This is a genomic window from Nocardia sp. NBC_00403 (assembly GCF_036046055.1).
Taxonomy (GTDB): Bacteria; Actinomycetota; Actinomycetes; order Mycobacteriales; family Mycobacteriaceae; genus Nocardia.
In genome coordinates, this window is record NZ_CP107939.1 from 6,427,351 (window position 1) to 6,446,844 (window position 19,494).

The following is a 19,494-nucleotide window of genomic DNA, read 5'->3' on the forward strand; positions in this document are numbered from 1 at the left end:
CCTGTCGGGTCGAGAGGTTTGCTGGATGTGTGTCGCTGCCGACGACTCGTCGGCCACGGACGACGCGCACAGGTCAACAACGAGCGGGCACAACCCGTTTCGCGAGAGCAGCCCGGCTGTAGACGTCGATACTGTCATCCGGCATCTGCCGCTCACCCCGCTTCGTGTGGTTGATCCCGGCGCACGAATTGCGCCACCATTCATTAGAAACCCGAACATGCGTGTCCGTCAATCAGTTGCGCAAGTGTTCACCAACGCGACAGAATCCCCGGCCGCACAATGCGAGTGTCGTACCTCTGGGTCTGCTTTCGGCGTTCTCGGAGTATCAGTGGATCCTGTCTGTCAGCCGGCTATCTCGCTGACTTCGTTGTGCGGATGCAGCGTGCGGAACTTGCTGCCGTGGAAGACAAGTGGGTCGACCTCGCCGGGGGCGGCGAGGCGGTTGATGCGGAGCAGAACTACGGCGTGGTCGCCCGCGGGCACCTGGACCTCGACGACGCCTTCGATCCAGGCGGAGGCGCCGTCGACGAAAATCGCGTCGGTAGCGCCACGGTAGAGGTCGACATTGTGGAAGCGATTGCCATTGCGGGTGCTCAGTGCTCGGGCCGCGTCTTCCTGATGGGTGCCGAGCAGGCTCAGGCCGAGGTGGGTCGCGCGGCTCAGCTTCGGCCAGGTCGCCGAACTGTTCTGCACGCAGAACGAAACCAGGGGCGGTTCGAGCGAGACGGGGACGAAGGTGCTCACTGCCAGGCCGTGCCGGACGCCATCTATCTCGGCGCATACCGCGACCACGCCGCTGGGGAAGCTGGCGAAGGCGCGGCGCAGGCCCGGGCCATCGGCGGGAAACTCGAAGAGGTCATGCATGATTCGCGGCCCTTGTGCCTAGTGCCTGCGCGACGGCACGCCACCGATCGGCGTAGCGCTCGATCACACCGTCTTCCTGGAATGTGCGGTCCGAGAGGTAGAGGCCCGGCAGGGCCGCTGTCGCGCCGAGTTCGACGAGTACCGGCTTCAGCAGCAGATCCGGCGCCAGCGCATGGACGGGACCTGCGCCGAGCATGACCGGGACAGCGACGACATCGGCTAGTCCGGTGCCGCCGTCGAATTGTTCGAGGAACAGCTTCAGCAGGCCGGTGTAGGTAGCCTTGAAGGTAGGGCTGGCGAACACGACCAGCTTCGAGGCCGCGACGGCGTGTACCGCCGCGGCGACCGCGGGGTCGCCCCACGACAGCAGGCCCGCACCGAAGGAGACGAGGTCGATCACCACGGGCTCGGTGTCCGGGCGCAGCGTCTTCGCGACGAGGGTGGCCGCGGTCAGGGTTCGAGAGGCGGGTTTGGGGTTTCCGACGACGACCGTCACTGTCACTTTCGTATCCTTCTCTCGCTCTGGCACTTTCGGCTGATGGTTGGGTCAGATCACCCCGTGCAGCGGTGGTGGCGTGTCGTGCAGCAATGCTCGGCCGATGTGCTGGTACTTCCACCGAATCGGGTCGTGCAGCGCGTGGGTGCGCGCATTGCGCCAGAAGTGGTGCAGATTCAGATCCGTTGCGACGCTGCGTGTTCCACCCACCTCGAACACCGCAGCCGAGGCGGCACGGTCGGACAGCACATCGGCCGGGGCGACCGCGAGCGACGCGTGCGCCACCACTTCGGGTGCATGGCCGCCCGACACGCCGTCGGTCGCGGCATCGACAGCGGTACCCGCCGCGACCGCTACCGACAACTCGCCGAATCGCTGGATCAGCAGTGGTCGTCCACCGCTCTGATGACACCCGCTTCGTGCCGCGAGTTGGGTGGCGACCGACCGTGCTTGCACCGCGGACTGGATGCGGTCGGCGCTGACCGCGGTCATCAGCTACCCACCGCGGCGAGCTTGCGCACCACGAGCTCGCGCACCAGCGGCAGCACCTTCGCGCCGAAGTACTCGATCTCATCCTGGAAGTGCAGGAAACCGCCGATGATCAGGTCGACGCCGAGTTCCTTGTAGGCGAGGATGCGTTCGGCCACTGTGCGGATCTGGTCGGCGATGTTCTCCGTGGTCATAGCTGCTGCTCCAATGTTGTCGGGGGAACCCGTCGATCGGAGGCCGGGCACGGCCGAGCACCCGGCGCTCCGTCTACTCCAGCACCGTTATCCGGTCGGCACGAGGGTTTGAATCTGCGCGATCGGATCGGTGTCCCGGCGGATCGGTCCGGCGGCGGCGAGGGTGTTCGAGAAGGTCGGCCTGCACAGACTTCGCAATATTGCGATCACCAAGAAGCAATGGGTGAACCGGAATTCCGAGTTCGATGCGATGGTTACGGTTCATCGGGGTCGACGGAGATGGCCTTTGCCATTTGCACCAACGCTCCATGCAGCGCTGTCGCCACCCCTCCTGCCCTTTCTCCGCGCAACACGACCTCGGTGAACCCTTCGACCAATGCCGTGCCAGGGTCGAGCAAGCCGTGACCGAAACTTCCTCCACCACGCAAACTCTCGGTGATCAGTGTTCGCTGCGCTTCTTGGTGCGCACGGAAATTGCCGGCGGTATCGAGTGCTCGACCGAATTCGCGAACGATCGTCACGTACACCGGCCGCTCGTCGTAGTCGTGCCGATCGGCGCGTGTCCAGGTTGCCGAGGCCACCGCCCCGGCCGCACGGATCGGGTTCGCGACCGCGGCCCTGTCGAGAACCATCCAGTTCGCTGGGGGCCCCGGTTGCTCCCCCTCAGAAACCTGCTCCCGCACCAGGCGTGACGGCGTGCCGTCATGCGTTTCGGTGATCTCGATGCCACGCAGTGGAATCGGATATTTCGCGAGCATGTCGTCGACAGCAACCGCGATTTCGCGAATGGTGGGTTCAGAGATGCCGGCCGTGTCGAACCCGATGATCTCCAGATCGTGTTTAACCGCCATCTCGCGGGCGATTCGCATTGCGTCATCGGTCCCGGCACTGGTCGGTCGTCGCGATATCACGGAATCGTGGTGACGAGATCTGGCCCGCCAACGACGCCGTGGCGCAGGCACGACAGTCGCGCCGGTGCTCGGCTTAGGGGGCGCAGACACGTCAGTGGCACCAGTATTCGGTAGGTCGAGCGCATGCCGGACTCCGACATCAGGGCTCGGCAGGCGCGGCGCAGACACGTCGGACCCACCACCAGTCGACACACCAAACGCAGACACAGCTCCAGCATCGACACTTGGTACGACAGGCCCAGCACCAGCACTCACCACACCCGACACAGGCACATCGGACCCACCACCAGTCGACACACCAAACGCAGACACAGCTCCAGCATCGACACTCGGTACGACAGGCCCAGCACCAGCACTCACCACACCCGACACAGGCACATCGGACCCACCACCAGTCGACACACCAAACGCAGACACAGCGACGCCCCTGGCGCTCGGCGTGCGTGGCGCGGACGGTCGAGAGGATGCAACGGACGCGGGTCGGCAGGATGAGCTCGCAGGTGCAACCGGTGGCCTGCGTGACCAGGGCGTGGGGCCCGGCTTGCGGACGACGGGGTTGCCCGCCGACGGCCCATTGACTTTCGAGACCACCGCACTCGTGTCGGTGACGGGCGGCAGTGCCACGTCATGGGCACCCGAGATCGGCGAGTCCGGGAAGTGATCGCGCCGGCCACTGTCCATGAGCGCTTCGGCGCTCGCAATGGCAGCCTTCAGTTCACCGACGGTTCGAGACGCCGCCGAGATGAGGTGCTCCAGCGTCGACACCATCGCGCGAAGTTCGCCCGAGTCGATCGGCAATGGCTGACTCACCGATATCTCCTGCTGGTCGTTCCGGCGGTCAGGTCGTGCCGAGTAGTCGGGGTGCACCAGCCTTCCGATCTCACGTTGGCGCGTCAGCCGATTGTCGCGCAACCGAAGCCCGGTGAACTCCGTCCGGTACCTCCGATGTTGGGAAGGCTCGACAATGTGAGGTCAGTGGCGAAACGGGTACAATCGAAGCACACCGCCTCGTGGGAACGCCCTAGGATTCACCCATGTCATTCACCGTTCCCGACCTCTCCGGCGACCGGTCCGAGCAGTACCGCCAGCTCGTCGAGCAGGCCGAAGCGCTGGTCACCGGTGAGCCCGACCGCATCGCCAACGCGGCCAACCTGTCGTCGCTGGTATTCCACGCGCTACCCGATCTGAATTGGGTCGGCTTCTATTTCTATGACGGGCGAGAACTCGTCGTCGGGCCGTTCCAAGGCAAACCGGCGTGCGTCCGAATTGCACTCGCCAAAGGCGTGTGCGGAACCGCCGCCGATACGCGAGAAACCCAACTCGTGCCCGACGTGCATGCCTTTCCCGGGCATATCGCGTGCGACGGTGACACCCGATCGGAAATCGTCGTGCCGCTCGTTCGGGATGACGAACTCATCGGAGTCTTCGATCTCGACAGCCCGGTTCCGGCCCGTTTCGATGCGATCGATCAATACGGACTGGAAGCCGTCGCGCACGTCTTTCTGGCCGCCATCTAGACCGAACGCACCGGCCTTGTACCGGGGCCATACGCGTCGGGAACGCGGTCGATCAGTTGTGCAAGTATTCGCATCGTGCGACGCTACCGACACGGTGGAGGCGGAAGTGACCGAGCACGGCGAATCGCCGGGTCCCATCCCGGCAGATCGATTACACGACGCGGCAGCAGTTTTCGGCATGCTCGCCGCTACCGCCCGCCTTCAGATCCTGTGGCTGCTCAGTCAGGACGAGCGCGACGTCGGAACCCTGGCCGCCGAAATCGGGCAAACCGTCCCAGCGGTGAGTCAACACCTGGCGAAGCTCAAGCTGGCAGGTCTGGTTCACGCTCGAAAGTCCGGCCGCCACAATGTGTACGCCATCGCCCACCCGGACATCGCCGACATCGTCCGTCTCGCCTTCCGCCATCACCTCCGCGGCACTGCGATGCCGGGGACGATCGATCCCTGAGCTGCGGCGGCGGTGGCAACCGGGCTACTTGGGCTGCAACAGGTTGTAGACGGTGGCGTTGCCTACCGAGGTCGGCGTGAAAGTAGCCCCGACCCATTCCGCGATGTCAGCGTGCCCGCTGCTCTGTGATCCGCCCCGGCCCGATCCCGGCTGCCGGCCCGAGGTCTGCCCCTCGCCCAACACTGCCTCTTGGTTCGATGCGGGGCCCTGGTCCGTCGTTTGCCCTGCACCGAGTGCAGACCCTTGGCCCTGCGCCGGATCTCGGCCGGCTGCCGGCCGCTGATCCGGTGCCGGTTGCTGCCCTGGCTCGGTTCGGAAGTTCCGAGGCGGCATCACGATGTAGTAGGTGACCTCGCCCTTCTTCACATAGTCCTGGAACTCGCCGAGCGTCGGTGTGGGGTCGTTCTTGAAGCCACCGATGGCCATTACCGCAGTGTCGCTGGATAATTCGAGCGCGGCCGCGGGCGAGGAGTGATCGATGGCCGCGGACCATCGCGTCGTGGTGGCTCGCAGCATCGCGTCCAATTGTGGGCTCGCCGCGTCTGCACCCGGGTAGCCGCCGGAACCCCTTCGTCCCGGCTCGGCAGGGCCGACGACGGGGCTGCCACCGGTGTGCGCCTGCCCCAACGTTGCCGCCGCGTATGCCGACGTGCCGCCGAGCCCTGCGAGGACACCAAAGGCGATCAGCACGGTCGAGAAGCGGCGCAGCCCAGACCACGAGGTGGCGACAACGCCGACGGCGGCAACAATCGTAGCGGCGAGAACCGCCCATCGCAGTAACGGCAACCAATCCGAATTGCGCTGTAGCAGTATGAAACCCCAGCCACCACTCGCGAGAATCAGTGCCGCGGAGCCGTACCGACCGAGGGTGCGATCGCGCAGCCGCCACATTTCGAGCACACCGAGCCCGAACAGTCCGGCGATCGCGGGCGCTATCGCGAGGGTGTAGTAGGCGTGCATGCCACCGTTCATGTAGCTGAAGACGACGCCGTCCACGACCAACCAAACGCCGAAGACGACCGCACCCGCTCGGACGAGATCGGTGCGCGGACGACGACCACGGGCCATCAACACCAATACGCAGGCGAGCAGCGCCGCGGGAATGAGCCAGCTGATCTCGAATCCGATTTCACCGGTGAACAGTCGGGCGCCGCCCGCGTGCGAGCCGACACCACCGAATCCGGAGCCCCCGCGCCCGGGATAGGCTTCCTGCGGCTCGACACCAGCAGGCATACCAGCTCGCCCGGCTCCGCCGTCGCGGCCCTGGATACGTTGCAACCCGTTGTAGCCGAACACCAGGTCCATGAAGGTGTCATCCGTGGAACCAGCCATGTAGGGGCGAGAATCCTTGGGCCACAACATCGTCAACGCGACATACCACCCGGACGACGCAACGAGCGTGGCGGCAGCACCGAGCAGGTGCAGTATTCGCTTGCCGAGAGTGGTCGGCGCGGCGAGCAGATAGGCAATCCCCAATGCGGGCAACACCATCAGGCCCTCGAGCATCTTCGCGAGAAAGGCGAAGCCGAGCGCAACCCCGGCAAGGGCAAGCCACCCGGCGCCTGCCCGCGACAGGGCCCGAATCGTGCAGTAGGCGCCCGCAGTCATCAGCAGCACCATGACGGCGTCCGGATTGTTGAACCGAAACATCATGGCGGCCACCGGCATCAACGCGAGCGACGCTCCCGCAAGCAGTCCGGCTCCGCGCCCGCTCACCCGAGCGACCGCGCCGTACAGCAGCGCCACCGCGGCCACCGCCATCAATGCCTGCGGCACCAACATGCTCGCGCTGGAGAATCCGAACAGCTGCCCGGACAACCCCATCACCCACTGCGACACCGGTGGTTTGTCAACGGTGATGAAGTTGCCACGGTCCAACGACCCGAACAGCAGCGCCTTCCAATTCTCGGCCCCGGCCTGCGCCGACGCCGCATAGAACCCATTCCCCATGCCGTTGACGGTGATGTTCCATAGGTACACGACGCCGGTCCCCACCAGCAGCGTCGCCAACCCGAGGCATTCCCATGCCCGATCGGACAACCCGGAGTACCTGCGGTCCCCCGGCGACGATCTCTGCTCCGCTGTCTCCACCAAACTCGCACCATCGGCATTGATCGACGTCTCAGCGGCATTGGTCACAGCGGAATTCTCGGTACCCCAGGATCACGTCCGCTGTGTACCGGCTGTCAGTTTCCTGTGAGTGTCACCGCCGCCACCTCGGTGACGCCTGCCGAATCAGCAACAGGCAACGCCCGGAGTTCCGTTCGGAACTCCGGGTCGTCTCCTGCGCTGTCTGTCGCTACGCGGCTAGACCGGCTGCACTACCTCGACTTTTCGTGCGGTGATCTGGATCCCCGGCTCGCCCGCGATGCGTTCGACCGTCGCACCTGCGACCGGCAGATCCTCGACGAGCTGCCGTCCGTCCTCCAGATCGAGACCGTAACCAGCGATGTAGGTACGGAAGAACGGCAGGCAGGCACGCGCCATCGGACGCGGCAGCCGCCACCGATCGACGAACCCTTGGGCATCCTCGAAGGTGCAGCCACGGTCGGCCTCGATGATCAGCAGCAGACCGCCCGGACGCAGCACCCGGATCATTTCCGACAGGCCCTTGCGCTGATCCGGCCAATGCTTGATCGACCCGGAACTGAGGACGGCGTCGAAGCTGTTGTCCGCGAAGGGCAGATCCATCGCCGAACCCTGCCGGAACTGGATGCGACCGCCGAGCGGCGCCCCGCGCTTCTGGGCGCGCCGGACCTGCTGCGGCGACAAATCGATGCCGCTGAGCTGCAAGTGCTTGCCGGCAGTAGCCAGGCCGACCGCGAGTTGTCCACCGCCGCAACCGACATCGAGGACCTGTGCCTTGTCCTTCAATTCGGCGGCGACGTCGTCGAACAGTGTCGGGGTCATATCACGGACCGCGTCGGAGATGAAGTTGTCGTAGAACCAGGAGTCGATCGGGTTGTAGCGCTTGGTCTTATCCAACAGAACGGTCATGGTTTTCTCCTAAACGCGGGTAGCGAACTTGATCTTCTTGGCAAGGGTGGGGAGTTCCTGCTGCGCGATGATCGCTTCCTGGACCCGCTCCCGGCTGGAGCGCACGATTTCCATCGCCTCCTTCACCGCGACATCGATATCCATCACAGTGGGAATGTCCAGTACCTTCATGATCGATTCCAGCCGCTGCTCCGGGGTGCCGCGCACGGTCACCACGGGCTGGCCGAGTTCACTGATCGCATGCAGCAGCTTCTGATCGGAAAGGGCGCGGTAGCGCTCGTCGACCGGGCGATGGCCGTCCGGATCCATCGGCACCTCCACCGGGAGGTGGAAGAAGATGTCGTAGTTCTGCCTGGCGCGCTGTCTTGCCATGTCCCCGTAGGCATTCAGATAGCGGCGATAAAACGGCCGACCGGGCAGGGTGATGGTGTTCTTCAGCACCTTGTGCCATCGCGCCGAACCGGGATTGGGGCCGGTGATCAGCCGGGTGGTGCCATAGATCCACTCGTTGAGCACGGAGCCGTCGGCGATGAATCCGCCCTCGGCATCCAGGATGGCCTCGGCCTGGATCCGCAGTTCCAGGCGCCGGAAGCCGAGCGCCATGAGTTCGGTGGTGCTCAGATCCTGGAACCGCATACCCGGATACAGTTCGGTGACCACCTCGCGTGCCGACGAGGCGTCGACCCGGGGAATGCCGGTCAGCAAGGATAGCGCGGTCGAAGTGGTGGTCTTCCCGGTGGAATAGGTTCCGGAGATCACGATGCGTCGATAATTGATTCCCGACATGGGATGCCTTTCTCGGAGAACAGGTTCCGCGAACTACGCGGGAAGTCGGTGGGCCAGGTCGTATCGGATCTCGCAACCCGCGAAATCCGCTTCCCAGGTGGATATTCGCCAATCGCCGCCGCCGAAGGTGAGAATCATCGACCGCACCATCTGTGTCGATGCCGAGCCGGGCTCGTAGGGCGGCGGCGCAGCCGCGGCCCGGGCAGTCATCCGTCGCATCCACAGCGTTTCGCTGTCCTTGCGGGCGATATTGTCCAGTTCGTAGAGCAGGACTTGGGACAGCTGCGCCAGGATCACCGTCGCGTCGACCAGCGTGACCGACGGCTGATAGGCATCGGCGACGCCGCGCCCGCCTCCTGGCGAATCCTGCTCCACCAGTTCGAATTCGGCGCCGGCCCGGCTTTCCGCATTGGCTATCACGACATTGCGCAGGTATTGACCGCGCTGATAGACCGCGCCGTGAAAATATCCGTGCCCTTCTTCGAGCACGGTGCGTGGCTCCATGGTTCGTAATCGCGGTGTGACCGGTAGCGTGACAGTCGCTTCCAACGCCATGGCGGCACCTAACTCGCTGGTGACGGTGATCGAGGAATCCCCGACCGCGGTGACGGTTGCGACGATCCGGAACTGGTCGAGCGATTCGGTCGCCGCAGTGCCGCTGCTGAATTGGATGTAGGACAGCCACGACGACCGGATTTCGCCCACGGTCAGTCCGCAGAACTCCCGCAGAATGACCTCGAGCAGGCGGTAGCCGAAGATCGAGCAATCGATGCTGCTCAGATGCGGGTCCAGCACCCGGGAGCTCTTCTGCGACCAGTCGAGCGGATAGGTCACGCCGGCCGAGGCCGTGAGTCGTGGCCGGCCTGCCGGGTCGTGATCCAACGCGATATCGAAGATGTGGTGGGCAATTCGCTTGTAGCCCTCGCCGAAGAAGCGGCCCTCCCGGTGGCCCAATACGGCGTCGATGGTGTCGAATGCGATCAGTTCGGTGGACATGCCGCGTCCTTTCAGGCCGCGACCGGCTCGTCGCCGGGCGTCTCGAATTGGCTGACAATTTTGGTCCCGAGACCGCGCAGCGACAGGCCCCTGCTGATCTCGAGCGCGGAAATCTTGAGGTCGAGCGCCTTTTCGGTGCGGGCGCCGAATTCCATCGCCATCAACGAGTCCATACCGAGGTCGGTGACCGGCTCGTCGATATTGATGGTGTCGGTCTCCACGCCGAGCACCACCGCGAGTTGGTCAGCGAGCCGCTGCGCGATGAAATCGACCCGCTGCTCGGTCGGCAAGGTGAGGATCTCGGTACGCAGCGTGCCGCCCGATGCGCCACCGACGCCGATCTCGGCGAGCAGTTGGCGGAACCGGTGGGTGTCGGTGGAAGGCCGAGCGCCGCGTGACCACACCTCCCAATCGATATCGGCCACCGCGGCCTGCGCGGTGTCGAGTGACAGACATTCACGCAGCAGCGTGGTTGCCCTGTCCATGTCGATGGGGAGGAAGCCGAGCATCTTGACGTACTCGACCAGGGCCTCGGTGGTGTCGGCCATCCCGCCGCCACTCATGAAGCCCCAGTTCACCGACAGCGCGGCCGCGCCTCGGCCGCGCCGGTTGGCCGCAAGCGCGTCGAGCGCGGCATTGGCTGCGGCGTAACCGATCTGCGGAGTGATGCAGCCGAGTGCGCTGATCGAGGAGTACAGCACGAATATGTCGAGCTCGACTCCGACCGCATCGGTGGCCCGGTCGAGATTCTCGGCGCCGCGCACCTTGGCGAACAGGTCATCGACGGACTCGCGCGTGATCTGCGGAATGGGCAGATTGTTGACCACCCCGGCGGCGTGGAAGATGCCGCGCAACGGCCCGGCCGCGCCGTCGATCCTGGCAATGAGACCGACTGTGGCGTCATAGTCGGAAATGTCGAGGCGCTCCTCGATCACTTCGACCCCTGCTTCGGTGAATTCGGCGATCTGGGCGCGGGCCTGTGGGCTGGCCGCACCACCGCGCCCCGCGAGCACCAGCCTGCGTGCCCCCTCCCGAACCAGCCAGCGGGCCGTGGCAAGACCGAAGCCGCCGAATCCTCCCGTCACGAGATAGCTTGCGGCAGGGTCGATCCGCGGATATTCCAGCTTCGGCCGCACCGCCGGTTGATCCTCGCGGAAGTCCACTACCACCCTGCCGACCTGATCCGCCCTCGCTACCGACTCGAACGCGGCGACGAGTTCCGCCAGCGGATAGGCGGTGTAGGGCAGGTATTGGTAAGTGCCGTCGCGCAGGGCCTGCTGGGTGATCCGCATCGGCCTGCGCAGAATCTCCGGATCGTGCGCGAGCGCCCGATCCATGTCGACAGCGGTAAAGGTGAGGTTGCGGTCGAACGGCCCGAGATCGATGACGCCGCCGGTGTATATATCAGCTTTGCCGATGTCGATGATCCGGCCGAATTCCGCTGCGACACGGAAGTTCTGCTGCAGGATCTCCCCCGGCGCCGAGCTGTAGACCACGTCCACGCCACGCCCGCCGGTCAGTTGCGCGATGTCGTCGACGAAATCGGCCGACCGCGAGTTCAGCACCTCGTGCGCACCCACCGACCGCACGTGCTCGCGTCGTTCCGGCGTGCCCGCCGTCGCGATCACCCGCGCGCCGATATTCAATGCGACCTGTACCGCGGCCATGCCCATGCCGCCCGCAGCGCCATGAATCAGCACGGTCTCACCCGGTTGCAGCTTGGCCAGCGTGCGCAGACCGAATTCGGCTGTCAGGAAAGGCAATCCAGAACCGCAGGTCAACGGGTCGTAGTATTCGCCGGGCGCAAGCGGATGCGGCAGCGTCGCGCCCGCGTCGGCGGGCATCGTGACGTACTTGCGCAGGATGTCGCCCGCACACACCATCATCCGGTCGCCGACGGCGATATCGGCGACGTCCGGCCCGATCCGTTCGACCAGACCGGAGCCCTCCATACCCACTGTCATTCCGAAATAGGTTTCGCCGAGCTCCTTTTCGGTGAGAACGCCGATGATCTTCATGGCGTCCTTGTAGTTCAGTCCGACGGCATCCATCCGGATCTCGATCTCGCCGGGTCCGGGCGCGACCCGGTCGGTTTCACGCAGCGCCAGATCCGACATCAGCCGGGACCTGGGGATCTCCACCTCGAAGGATTGCTCGGGCTTCGACAGCGGTCCGGTCTGCTCGCGCTGCTCGAGGTAGGACGCGAGGTTCTGCTCGAGCCGCACGGCCCAGTGCGCGTCACCGCGCACCGCGATCTCATCGACGATGTCCTCCGCCAGAATCAGATCCGCGGCAGGCTGCCCTGCGGTTCCGTCCAGATCGATCAGCCGCCACCGCGCTACTGGCTGCTCGTTGAGCAGTGCCCGGCGCGCGCCGATCAACGCGCCGTGGCGGATTCGGGCCGAGGAATCTGCGGGCGTGCACAGTGCCTGTTCGGTGACCAGGACACCGCGAATTTGTACCGCCTCGTCGTCGACGCGCAGATCCTCGACGGCGTTCGCGATTCGGGCCAGCCAGTAAACGTTCTGAGCGGCGGCAAATTCGGTGTCGAAGACAACGACCACCCGGATCCGTGGTCCGGCGATTGCCCCGTCGGTGCGCAGCGCAAGTCGCAGCTGTTCGTCGGTGCCGTCGCCGGCGGGGTCGGTGATCACAACGGTCCGATCGGACCGATCCCCCAGCAGCGCGACCGCGCGATCGGCGGCGTCGGGGCCGACACAGACGGTGACGACGACCTCATCGGATTCGGGCTGTTCGACGGGTAGCTCCGGCTCGATTATCTCCCAGATCGGTTGGTAGAAAACCTGTTCCAATTGATGTGAAATATCGACCGCCGCGCTGACCGGACGGAACTCGACTCCGGTCAGCCGCATCGCGACCTCGCCGTGCTCGCCGACGATCACGATATCGGCGCGCAGCGGATCGCTGCCATGCCTGGTCGCCACCACCCTGGCGCGCTCGGGCAGCTCGCCGAGCCACCGCACGCCCGCGATCGAGGCAGGCACGATGGCGACATCGGAATCCGCCGCCGGACCGGCGGCCAGTGCGGCAACGCACTGCAATGCCGCATCGACGATGGCCGGGTGGGCAAGATGCCGGTGGGCGACCTCGATGGGCGCCAGTGACGCGACGACAGCGTCTCTACCGACGACGGCTGACACGATGCGCTGGAAGGCGGGCCCGTAGTCGAGCCCGCGAGAAGCCAGAGCGCGGTAGAGATCCGGACCCGCGATGACCGTAGCGTCCGCCGGTGCGCCGATGTTCTCGAGCGCCGGCTCGAAATCGGCCTCGATCAGTCGGCCGTGGGCGTTCAATGTCCAGTTCACGGTATCAGCCGAACGCGAGCGGATCATGAAGCGGCGCGTCGATTCCTCGACGGTCACCCGCAGCACCGGCACATCGTGCTCGTCGATCACCAGCGGCGCGACGAATTCCACCGACTCCAGTCCTGCACTCGTGCGGCCGGTGCGCTCGATCGCGGCGCTGAGCGCGGCATCCAGATAGGCGGCACCCGGCAGCACCACGTAACCATCCACGACATGGTCGGCCAGCCAGGGCAGACGCGAAACCGAAAGCTGCACTTCCCATTCCGACGACACTGCCGAGGTTGGGTCACCGAGTAACGCACGACTGTCCGGTGTGCCGAGCCGATCGAGCAACGTGACCGGCTCGTCGTGCCAGATGCGCTTGCGCTGCCACGGGTAGGCGGGCAGATCGACGTGCCCGACCACCGAGGCGGGCCGGCCCGGGATCGACGAACCGTCCAGCGAGCCCGCGACATACAGATCGGCCACCGCGCGCAGCACATGCTGGCGGTCGCGCCGGTCACGCGCCAGCGTGGTCACCGCCGCGCCGACCACGCCGCGCTGGATCAGCATCTCCCGGATGTTGCCGCTGAGCACCGGGTGCGGCCCGACCTCGAGAAACACCCGATGCCCAGCGTCGACCAACGCACCGATGGCGTCGGCGAACCGGACGGGCTCACGAACATTGCGGCACCAGTAATCGCCTGTCCAGGTGTCGCCCGTGATCTCGTCCGCCGTCACGGTGGAATAGGTGGTAACCTTCGCATCCCGCGGTGCGAGCGAGGCCAATTCGGCACGCAGCTCGTCGAGGATCGGGTCCATGAGGTGGCTGTGATAGGGCACCTCGACCCGCAGGGTCCGCGCGAAGACGCCGGTGGAGGCCAGCATGTCGCGCAGCATCTCCAGGTCCTGGCTGTCGCCTGCGAGGGTGATCGAGCCGGGACTGTTGACCGCGGCGATCGAGATGCCCTCGGTGCGCGCGAGCAGCTCGCGCGCGTCGGCCTCGGACATGCCGACGGCGAGCATGCCGCCGGTGCCCGCCGTCACGGCCTGCAAACGGGATCGGTGATAGCTGACGGTCACCGCGTCGCGCAGCGACAGCGCACCGGAGACGTACGCGGCGGCGACCTCACCGACGCTGTGACCGACTACCACCGACGGATAGATGCCGTAGTCGGCGAGTTCGGCGGCCAGCGCCGCCTGCAACAGAAAGTTGGCGGGCTGGGCGTACGCGGTCTGCATAATGCGCGAATCGGCCTCGGCGGCGAGTATCTCGTCGAGGATCGACCAGCCCGCCACCGCGACGAACTCACGATCGATCTCGCGCGCCACCCTCGCGAAAGTGCATTCGGTGGTGAGCAATTCACGGCCCATCCCCCACCACTGCGGACCCATGCCGCTGAACACGAAGACCGGCTCGACCTCCCCGTCGCCGATGATCCGGCTCGGTGCGCGACCCTCGCCCGCGGCAAAAGCGGCCAGCTGGGCGCGCAGATCCTCGGCATTCTCGTAGGCGAATCCGACGCGCAGCGGGTGATGGGCGCGGCGGGTCCATGCCGCCGCCGTGACCGTCTCGATGGGCTGCTCCGCCAGCGCCGACGCCACCTCGCCCGCGAGCGTCCGCACGGCGGCCTCGCCACGTCCGGAGACCGGCAGCACGCGCAGTACCGGACGCTCGTCCTCGGGTGCGGCTACCGGCTGCGGCGCCTCACCGAGCACGACGTGTGCATTGGTGCCGCCATACCCGAATCCGTTGACCGCGACGATGCCCTTCCCGGGTGCCGCGGGCAACGGCTCGGCAGCCAGCGGCACGCGCAGCTGTAGCTCGCCGAAGGGGATATCCGGGTTCGGCGTATCGAGCGAGCATTGCGGCGCCACGGTGCGGTGGTGCAGCGTCAGCGCCGCCTTGATGAGGCTCGCAACGCCGGCTGCCGCCTCGGTGTGCCCGAAGTTGTTCTTCACCGAGCCGACCGGCACCGGTTCGCTGCGGCCGTCCACCGCGCCGTATACCGCCCCCAGCGCCGTCAATTCGATCGGGTCGCCCACTGCGGTGCCGGTGCCGTGCGCTTCCAGATAGCTCACCTCGTGCCCCGCGATGCCGGCGTCCTCGCGGACCTGCCGCGCAAGTTGTTCCTGGGCAATGGGATTCGGCACCGGGATGGCGATCGTGCGACCGTCCTGGTTGACCCCTGTCGCGCGGATGACCGCGTAGATGCGGTCGTTATCGCGTTGAGCCGCATCCAACGACTTCAGCAGCACCGCGCCCGCGCCCTCCGCACGGCCGTATCCGTCGGCGGCCGCGTCGAAGGTCTTGCAACGGCCGTCGACGGCGAGGAAGCGACCTTTGCACATGGAGATGAACGTCTCCGGTTGCAGCATGGTGTTGGCGCCGCCGGCCAGTGCCATCTCGCATTCACCGTTCGTGATCGCCTGGACCGCCAAGTGCGTGGCGACCAGTGACGATGAGCACGCCGTGTCTACCGTCAGGCTGGGTCCGTGCAGGTCGAGCAGATATGAGATGCGGTTCGACAGCAGGGTGTGTGAGGCGCTCATCGCGGTGTGATTCGTGATGGCCTCCCGCACCAGCGGACCACTGCGGCCGAGCACGTTGTCGAGAATGAATCCGCCGATGTAGACGCCGACGGAATGGCCGGACACCCGCCCGGCCATCCCCGCGTCGTCGAGCGCCTCCCAGGTCACCTCCAGCAGCAGCCGCTGCTGCGGGTCCAGGATGGCGGCCTCCCGATGGGCGATGCCGAAGAAATCGGCATCGAAATCCCATAGTGGTTGGGTGAGGAAACCGCCGCGCCTGGTGTACATCCGGCCTGGCGCGTCCGGGTCCGGGTCATAGTACTTCTCGATACTCCAGCGATCCACCGGAATATCGACGATGCCGTCACCCTTTGCAAGGAGAAAATTCCAGTAGCTCTCCGGGTCGAATACGCCGCCGGGAAATCGGCAGCCGATACCCACAATTGCAATGTCGACCATTATCACTCCTGGTCTACGGAAATTAGATATGCCGAACCCACCCGCAGCATAAATATCGATCGAGCCTCTTCGCTCGCGATACCCATCGTATTCACGGGGTGGATCAGCCGTCAATCTTGTCGCATTAGAAGCGTTTCAGCCTGCGCAAGATCGATACGAGCGGCGCATTCGACAACATCCCGCTTCGCATTTTCGGATGAATTGCACTCAGGTTCATGAGCACGGCATAACGCAGGCCGTTGTCGCGCCATTCGGCAAGCTGATCGATCACTTCGTCCGGTGTCCCGGTCAGGCAGAATTCATGCACCAGCGACCGCGGGACTTTTTCTATGTATTCGAGCACGGCCGGTTCGTCCAAGGTCTGCGGAATGAGGTCCTGCAGCCCGGCGAAATCCGCGCCCATCGGATGGGTGGCGCCGTGCCTTGTCCACATCTCGCCAGGGGCACACAAGGTGAGCGCCCGCGCCCCGACACTGTCGGTCAGCTCGTCGACATCGGACTGTCGCGCACCGGTGAGCACGCTGAACACCGCGGCGGCGTCGACCGCCATCGGATCGCGGCCTGCATCGGATGCCGCGCTGCGAACCTGCTCGAGCCGCTGCCGGTAATCCTGTGGCTGTTGCGCGAAGCCAGGGAACCACACGTCGGCGTATCGTCCTGCGGCGCGCAACATTCGGGGGCCGCCCGCCGCGACCCAGATCTCGGGCCGGGTGCCGCGATACGGTGGAATATCGAAGACGGCGTCCCGCAACGGGAAGTGCGCCGACTCCCGAGTGACCAAGCTGCCGTGCGAATCCCACAGCGCCCGGATGGTCGCCAGCGCTTCCTCGAAGCGCGCCACCGGCGCTTTCCAGTCCACACCGTAGGGCTCGTTGTTGTCGCGGATGCCGGTGCCGATGCCGAGAATCGCCCGGCCCCTACTCAATTGGTGCAGCGTCGCCGCGGCTTGTGCGGTCACCGCCGGATTGCGTCTGCCCGCATCGGTGACGCCGACCCCGAGTCGCATCCGCGCCAGCCGGTTCTGCGCGGCGAGATAGCCGAGCGCGGTCCATGGTTCATAGATCCCGTCGGCGTGCGGTGCAAGCCTGGTGATGCCGACGTGCCTCGGGTTCCAGATCGATGCGGGCAGGATGGAGGGCAGATGGTCGGTCACCCACAGCGAGTCCGCGCCGCCTGCCATCGCCAAGGAGCGGCTGCCGCGGAATTGCAGGTCGGGCGAAAACCGGGTGTAGACACCCGAATCCATGACGCCGGTGCGAAATTTCGCCATGTCGTGTCCTGTTCGATCATTTGGCTACTGGCTCGAGATCGACGCTGGTCTCGGAGATTTCGATGCGTTCGTGCAGAGTCGCGAGGTGTCGCGGCGCCCACCAGTTGGCGGCGCCCATCAGCCGCATCAGCGCGGGCGCGAGCACGCCACGGATCAAGGTGGCGTCCGACAGCACCGCCAGCGTCAATCCGAGGCCGAACAATTGGATGAACGACACGTGCGAGGTCACCATCCCGGCGAAGGCGATGGCCATCAGGCAGGCGGCGGCCGTGAAGATGCGCGCGGTCCGCGCCACGCCCATGGCCACGGCATGCGTGTTGTCGCCGAACGACAGCCAGTCCTCACGGATGCGCGAGAGCAGGAACACCTCGTAGTCCATCGACACACCGAAAGCGATGCAGAACATCAGAATCGGCATGGTCGGCACGAGATAGCCGGTCGGAGCGAAACCGAAGAGTCCGGCCAGATGCCCTTCCTGAAAGATCCATACCATCGCGCCGAAAGTCGCCGACAACGACAGTGTGTTGAGCACCAGCGCTTTGACCGGCAGCACGACGCTGCCGGTGAAGAGGAACAGCACCACGAACGTGGACAGTGCGATCAGCGCAATCGCCAGGGGAACCTTCGCACCGAGAGCATGCAGCGAATCGACGTTCTCCGCCGCGGCGCCGCCGAAGCGGGCCGGCCCCGGGGCGCCCACCACTCGAATCCGGTCCAACTGGTCGATGCCCGCAGGCGAATAGGGATCGAGCCGAGTGCCGATCCGGAGATAGGTGCCCGCGCCATCGGCCATATCGGGCAACGCGGAGGCCAGGCGCGCGCCGCCGATGTAGGTACCAGCGGCCGAGACCACCGAGGTGACACCGTCGACACGCGACAGCTGTGCGGCGTAGACACCGATCGATTCGGTGGGCCCGTGGTAGCCGGGCAGCGCAACGAGCACGCCTGCCATGGCATTTTCACGGAAGTCGGTGCGCAGCGCATCCCCGACCTCGTGGCTGGATGCCCCGGCAATCACCCGGTCGTCGGCAGATCCGAATCGGATCGACACGAACGGCGCGCCGAGCACCAGCAGCACGGCGATCACGGCCGCTGCGGCAACCACGGGATAACGCATCACCACGGTCACCGCGCGGTACCAACGACTCGCGGCCGGATCGACGGCGACCGGCGGCGGGCGACGCAACAGGCGACGCAACGGGATTCGCAGATCGAACAGGTTCACCCGCGGTCCGAGTACCGCCAGCGCTGCGGGCACGAGCAGCAACGTGGTGAACACAGCCGCCGCGAGCACAGCCAACCCGGCGTAGGCCAGCGAACGCAGGAAATACAGCGGGAACACCAGCAACGTGGACAGCGACAGCGCCACGACGAGGCCGGAAAACAATACGGTGCGGCCCGCCGTCTGTACGGTACGCAGCACGGCTGCCGTCGTGTCGCGGCCACCGGCGAGTTCCTCACGGAATCTGCTGACCATGAACAGGCTCGAATCGATCGCGACCGCGAAACCCAGTGCGCTCATCATGTTCAACGCGAAGATCGACACATCACCGATCTCGGAGAGCAGCCGCAGAATCGGCAGCGTCGCGAAGATGTTGAAGACACCGACAGCGAGCGGAATCATCGACGCGATCACGCTGCCGAATACCAGCATCAGCGCCAACCCGGTCAGCGGCACGGCAATTGCCTCGGTGACCAGGAGATCCTTGATGATCTGGTGGCTCATTTGGTCGAGTGCGACCGCCTGGCCGCCTGCTCGGACCGTGACGCCGTCGGTTTCGCCGGCGAGCTGTTCGGCGATCCTGCCCGCCCGCTTCGGCGCGTCGGTGTCGTTGCCGTTGACGTGGGCAAGTATCAGGCCGCTGCGGTCATCGGTGCTGCGCAACGCCTGCCTCAGGTCGACGGGTAGTTCCCAGTACGACTGCACGGCGTCGATGTCGCCGCGCCCGTGCAGGTCCTTCGATAGTCGTTCGCCGACCGACCGTGCCGCGGGGCCATCGATGCCCTCCGGTGCGCTGACCAAGAGCACGATATTCGGCGCTGCGCCCGGAAAACTGCGATTCAGTAGTGCCGCGACTTGCGTCGACTCGGTGTTCGGCGGCACGAAGCCACCCGATTTCAAGTGCGCAGGCGCATTCCAGCCGAGTGCAACACAGACAATTCCGATCAACAAGGCCCCATAGAGAATTGAACGCGGCCGACGTGACGCAAAGTGTGCGACACCAACAAG

12 protein-coding genes and 2 pseudogenes are annotated in these 19,494 nt (G+C 65.6%); 2 read left to right on the plus strand and 12 right to left on the minus strand.

All coding sequences use genetic code 11. The features are described from left to right. Window positions 1-342 precede the first annotated feature (342 nt). The 5 genes and pseudogenes from OHQ90_RS28585 to OHQ90_RS28605 all read right to left on the minus strand — a co-directional run bounded on the left by OHQ90_RS28585 (window position 343) and on the right by OHQ90_RS28605 (window position 2,894). On the minus strand, window positions 343-864 hold the full coding sequence (locus OHQ90_RS28585) for a flavin reductase family protein (protein ID WP_328402672.1): 522 nt from the start codon (window positions 862-864) through the stop codon (window positions 343-345). Next, window positions 857-1,366, minus strand: coding sequence for an NADPH-dependent FMN reductase (locus OHQ90_RS28590; RefSeq protein WP_328402674.1), 510 nt, complete (start codon window positions 1,364-1,366; stop codon window positions 857-859). Before OHQ90_RS28590 ends, OHQ90_RS28585 begins: the two co-directional genes overlap by 8 nt. A 45-nt stretch (window positions 1,367-1,411) precedes the next feature. Continuing rightward, window positions 1,412-1,779, minus strand: a pseudogene (locus OHQ90_RS28595) (SfnB family sulfur acquisition oxidoreductase); the annotation flags it as partial. 72 nt (window positions 1,780-1,851) lie between these two features. Next, window positions 1,852-2,007, minus strand: a pseudogene (locus tag OHQ90_RS28600) (dimethylsulfone monooxygenase SfnG); the annotation flags it as partial. Between the two features lie 290 nt (window positions 2,008-2,297). Then, complete coding sequence (locus OHQ90_RS28605) at window positions 2,298-2,894, minus strand: hypothetical protein (protein ID WP_328402676.1); 597 nt, start codon at window positions 2,892-2,894, stop codon at window positions 2,298-2,300. Window positions 2,895-3,988: 1,094 nt separating this feature from the next. Between OHQ90_RS28605 and OHQ90_RS28610 the strand changes: the two genes are divergently transcribed. Next, on the plus strand, window positions 3,989-4,471 hold the full coding sequence (locus tag OHQ90_RS28610) for a GAF domain-containing protein (RefSeq protein WP_328402678.1): 483 nt from the start codon (window positions 3,989-3,991) through the stop codon (window positions 4,469-4,471). A gap of 106 nt (window positions 4,472-4,577) precedes the next feature. After that, on the plus strand, window positions 4,578-4,919 hold the full coding sequence (locus OHQ90_RS28615; protein WP_328402680.1) for an ArsR/SmtB family transcription factor: 342 nt from the start codon (window positions 4,578-4,580) through the stop codon (window positions 4,917-4,919). A 24-nt stretch (window positions 4,920-4,943) separates the two neighbouring features. Here OHQ90_RS28615 and OHQ90_RS28620 read toward each other — a convergent pair whose 3' ends face one another. From OHQ90_RS28620 to OHQ90_RS28650, 7 genes are all read right to left on the minus strand, one after another. Beyond that, window positions 4,944-7,058, minus strand: a complete 2,115-nt coding sequence (locus OHQ90_RS28620) for a glycosyltransferase family 39 protein (protein ID WP_442941198.1) — start codon at window positions 7,056-7,058, stop codon at window positions 4,944-4,946. Between the two features lie 168 nt (window positions 7,059-7,226). Next, window positions 7,227-7,916 carry a class I SAM-dependent methyltransferase gene (locus OHQ90_RS28625; RefSeq protein ID WP_328402682.1) on the minus strand — a complete coding sequence of 230 codons (690 nt, stop codon included), beginning with the start codon at window positions 7,914-7,916 and terminating at the stop codon, window positions 7,227-7,229. A gap of 9 nt (window positions 7,917-7,925) precedes the next feature. Beyond that, entirely contained in the window at window positions 7,926-8,702 is a 777-nt protein-coding gene (locus tag OHQ90_RS28630; protein WP_328402684.1) for an ATP/GTP-binding protein, read from the minus strand. Window positions 8,703-8,735: 33 nt separating this feature from the next. Next, entirely contained in the window at window positions 8,736-9,698 is a 963-nt protein-coding gene (locus tag OHQ90_RS28635; protein WP_328402686.1) for an AvrD family protein, read from the minus strand. An 11-nt stretch (window positions 9,699-9,709) separates the two neighbouring features. Next, on the minus strand, window positions 9,710-15,994 hold the full coding sequence (locus OHQ90_RS28640) for a type I polyketide synthase (protein ID WP_328402688.1): 6,285 nt from the start codon (window positions 15,992-15,994) through the stop codon (window positions 9,710-9,712). Window positions 15,995-16,118: 124 nt separating this feature from the next. Further along, a complete protein-coding gene (locus OHQ90_RS28645) occupies window positions 16,119-17,264 on the minus strand; it encodes an LLM class flavin-dependent oxidoreductase (RefSeq protein ID WP_328402690.1) in 1,146 nt (381 codons plus the stop codon). 16 nt (window positions 17,265-17,280) lie between these two features. Beyond that, on the minus strand, window positions 17,281-19,368 hold the full coding sequence (locus OHQ90_RS28650; protein ID WP_328402692.1) for an MMPL family transporter: 2,088 nt from the start codon (window positions 19,366-19,368) through the stop codon (window positions 17,281-17,283). Between the last annotated feature and the right edge of the window lie 126 nt (window positions 19,369-19,494).

Coding starts and splice junctions, on each gene's coding strand:
- OHQ90_RS28585 (WP_328402672.1), bottom strand. CDS start 864: ATGCATGACCTCTTCGAGTTTCCCGCCGATGGCCCGGGCCTGCGCCGC.
- OHQ90_RS28605 (WP_328402676.1), bottom strand. CDS start 2,894: ATGGCGGTTAAACACGATCTGGAGATCATCGGGTTCGACACGGCCGGC.
- OHQ90_RS28610 (WP_328402678.1), top strand. CDS start 3,989: ATGTCATTCACCGTTCCCGACCTCTCCGGCGACCGGTCCGAGCAGTAC.
- OHQ90_RS28625 (WP_328402682.1), bottom strand. CDS start 7,916: ATGACCGTTCTGTTGGATAAGACCAAGCGCTACAACCCGATCGACTCC.
- OHQ90_RS28630 (WP_328402684.1), bottom strand. CDS start 8,702: ATGTCGGGAATCAATTATCGACGCATCGTGATCTCCGGAACCTATTCC.
- OHQ90_RS28635 (WP_328402686.1), bottom strand. CDS start 9,698: ATGTCCACCGAACTGATCGCATTCGACACCATCGACGCCGTATTGGGC.
- OHQ90_RS28640 (WP_328402688.1), bottom strand. CDS start 15,994: ATGGTCGACATTGCAATTGTGGGTATCGGCTGCCGATTTCCCGGCGGC.
- OHQ90_RS28645 (WP_328402690.1), bottom strand. CDS start 17,264: ATGGCGAAATTTCGCACCGGCGTCATGGATTCGGGTGTCTACACCCGG.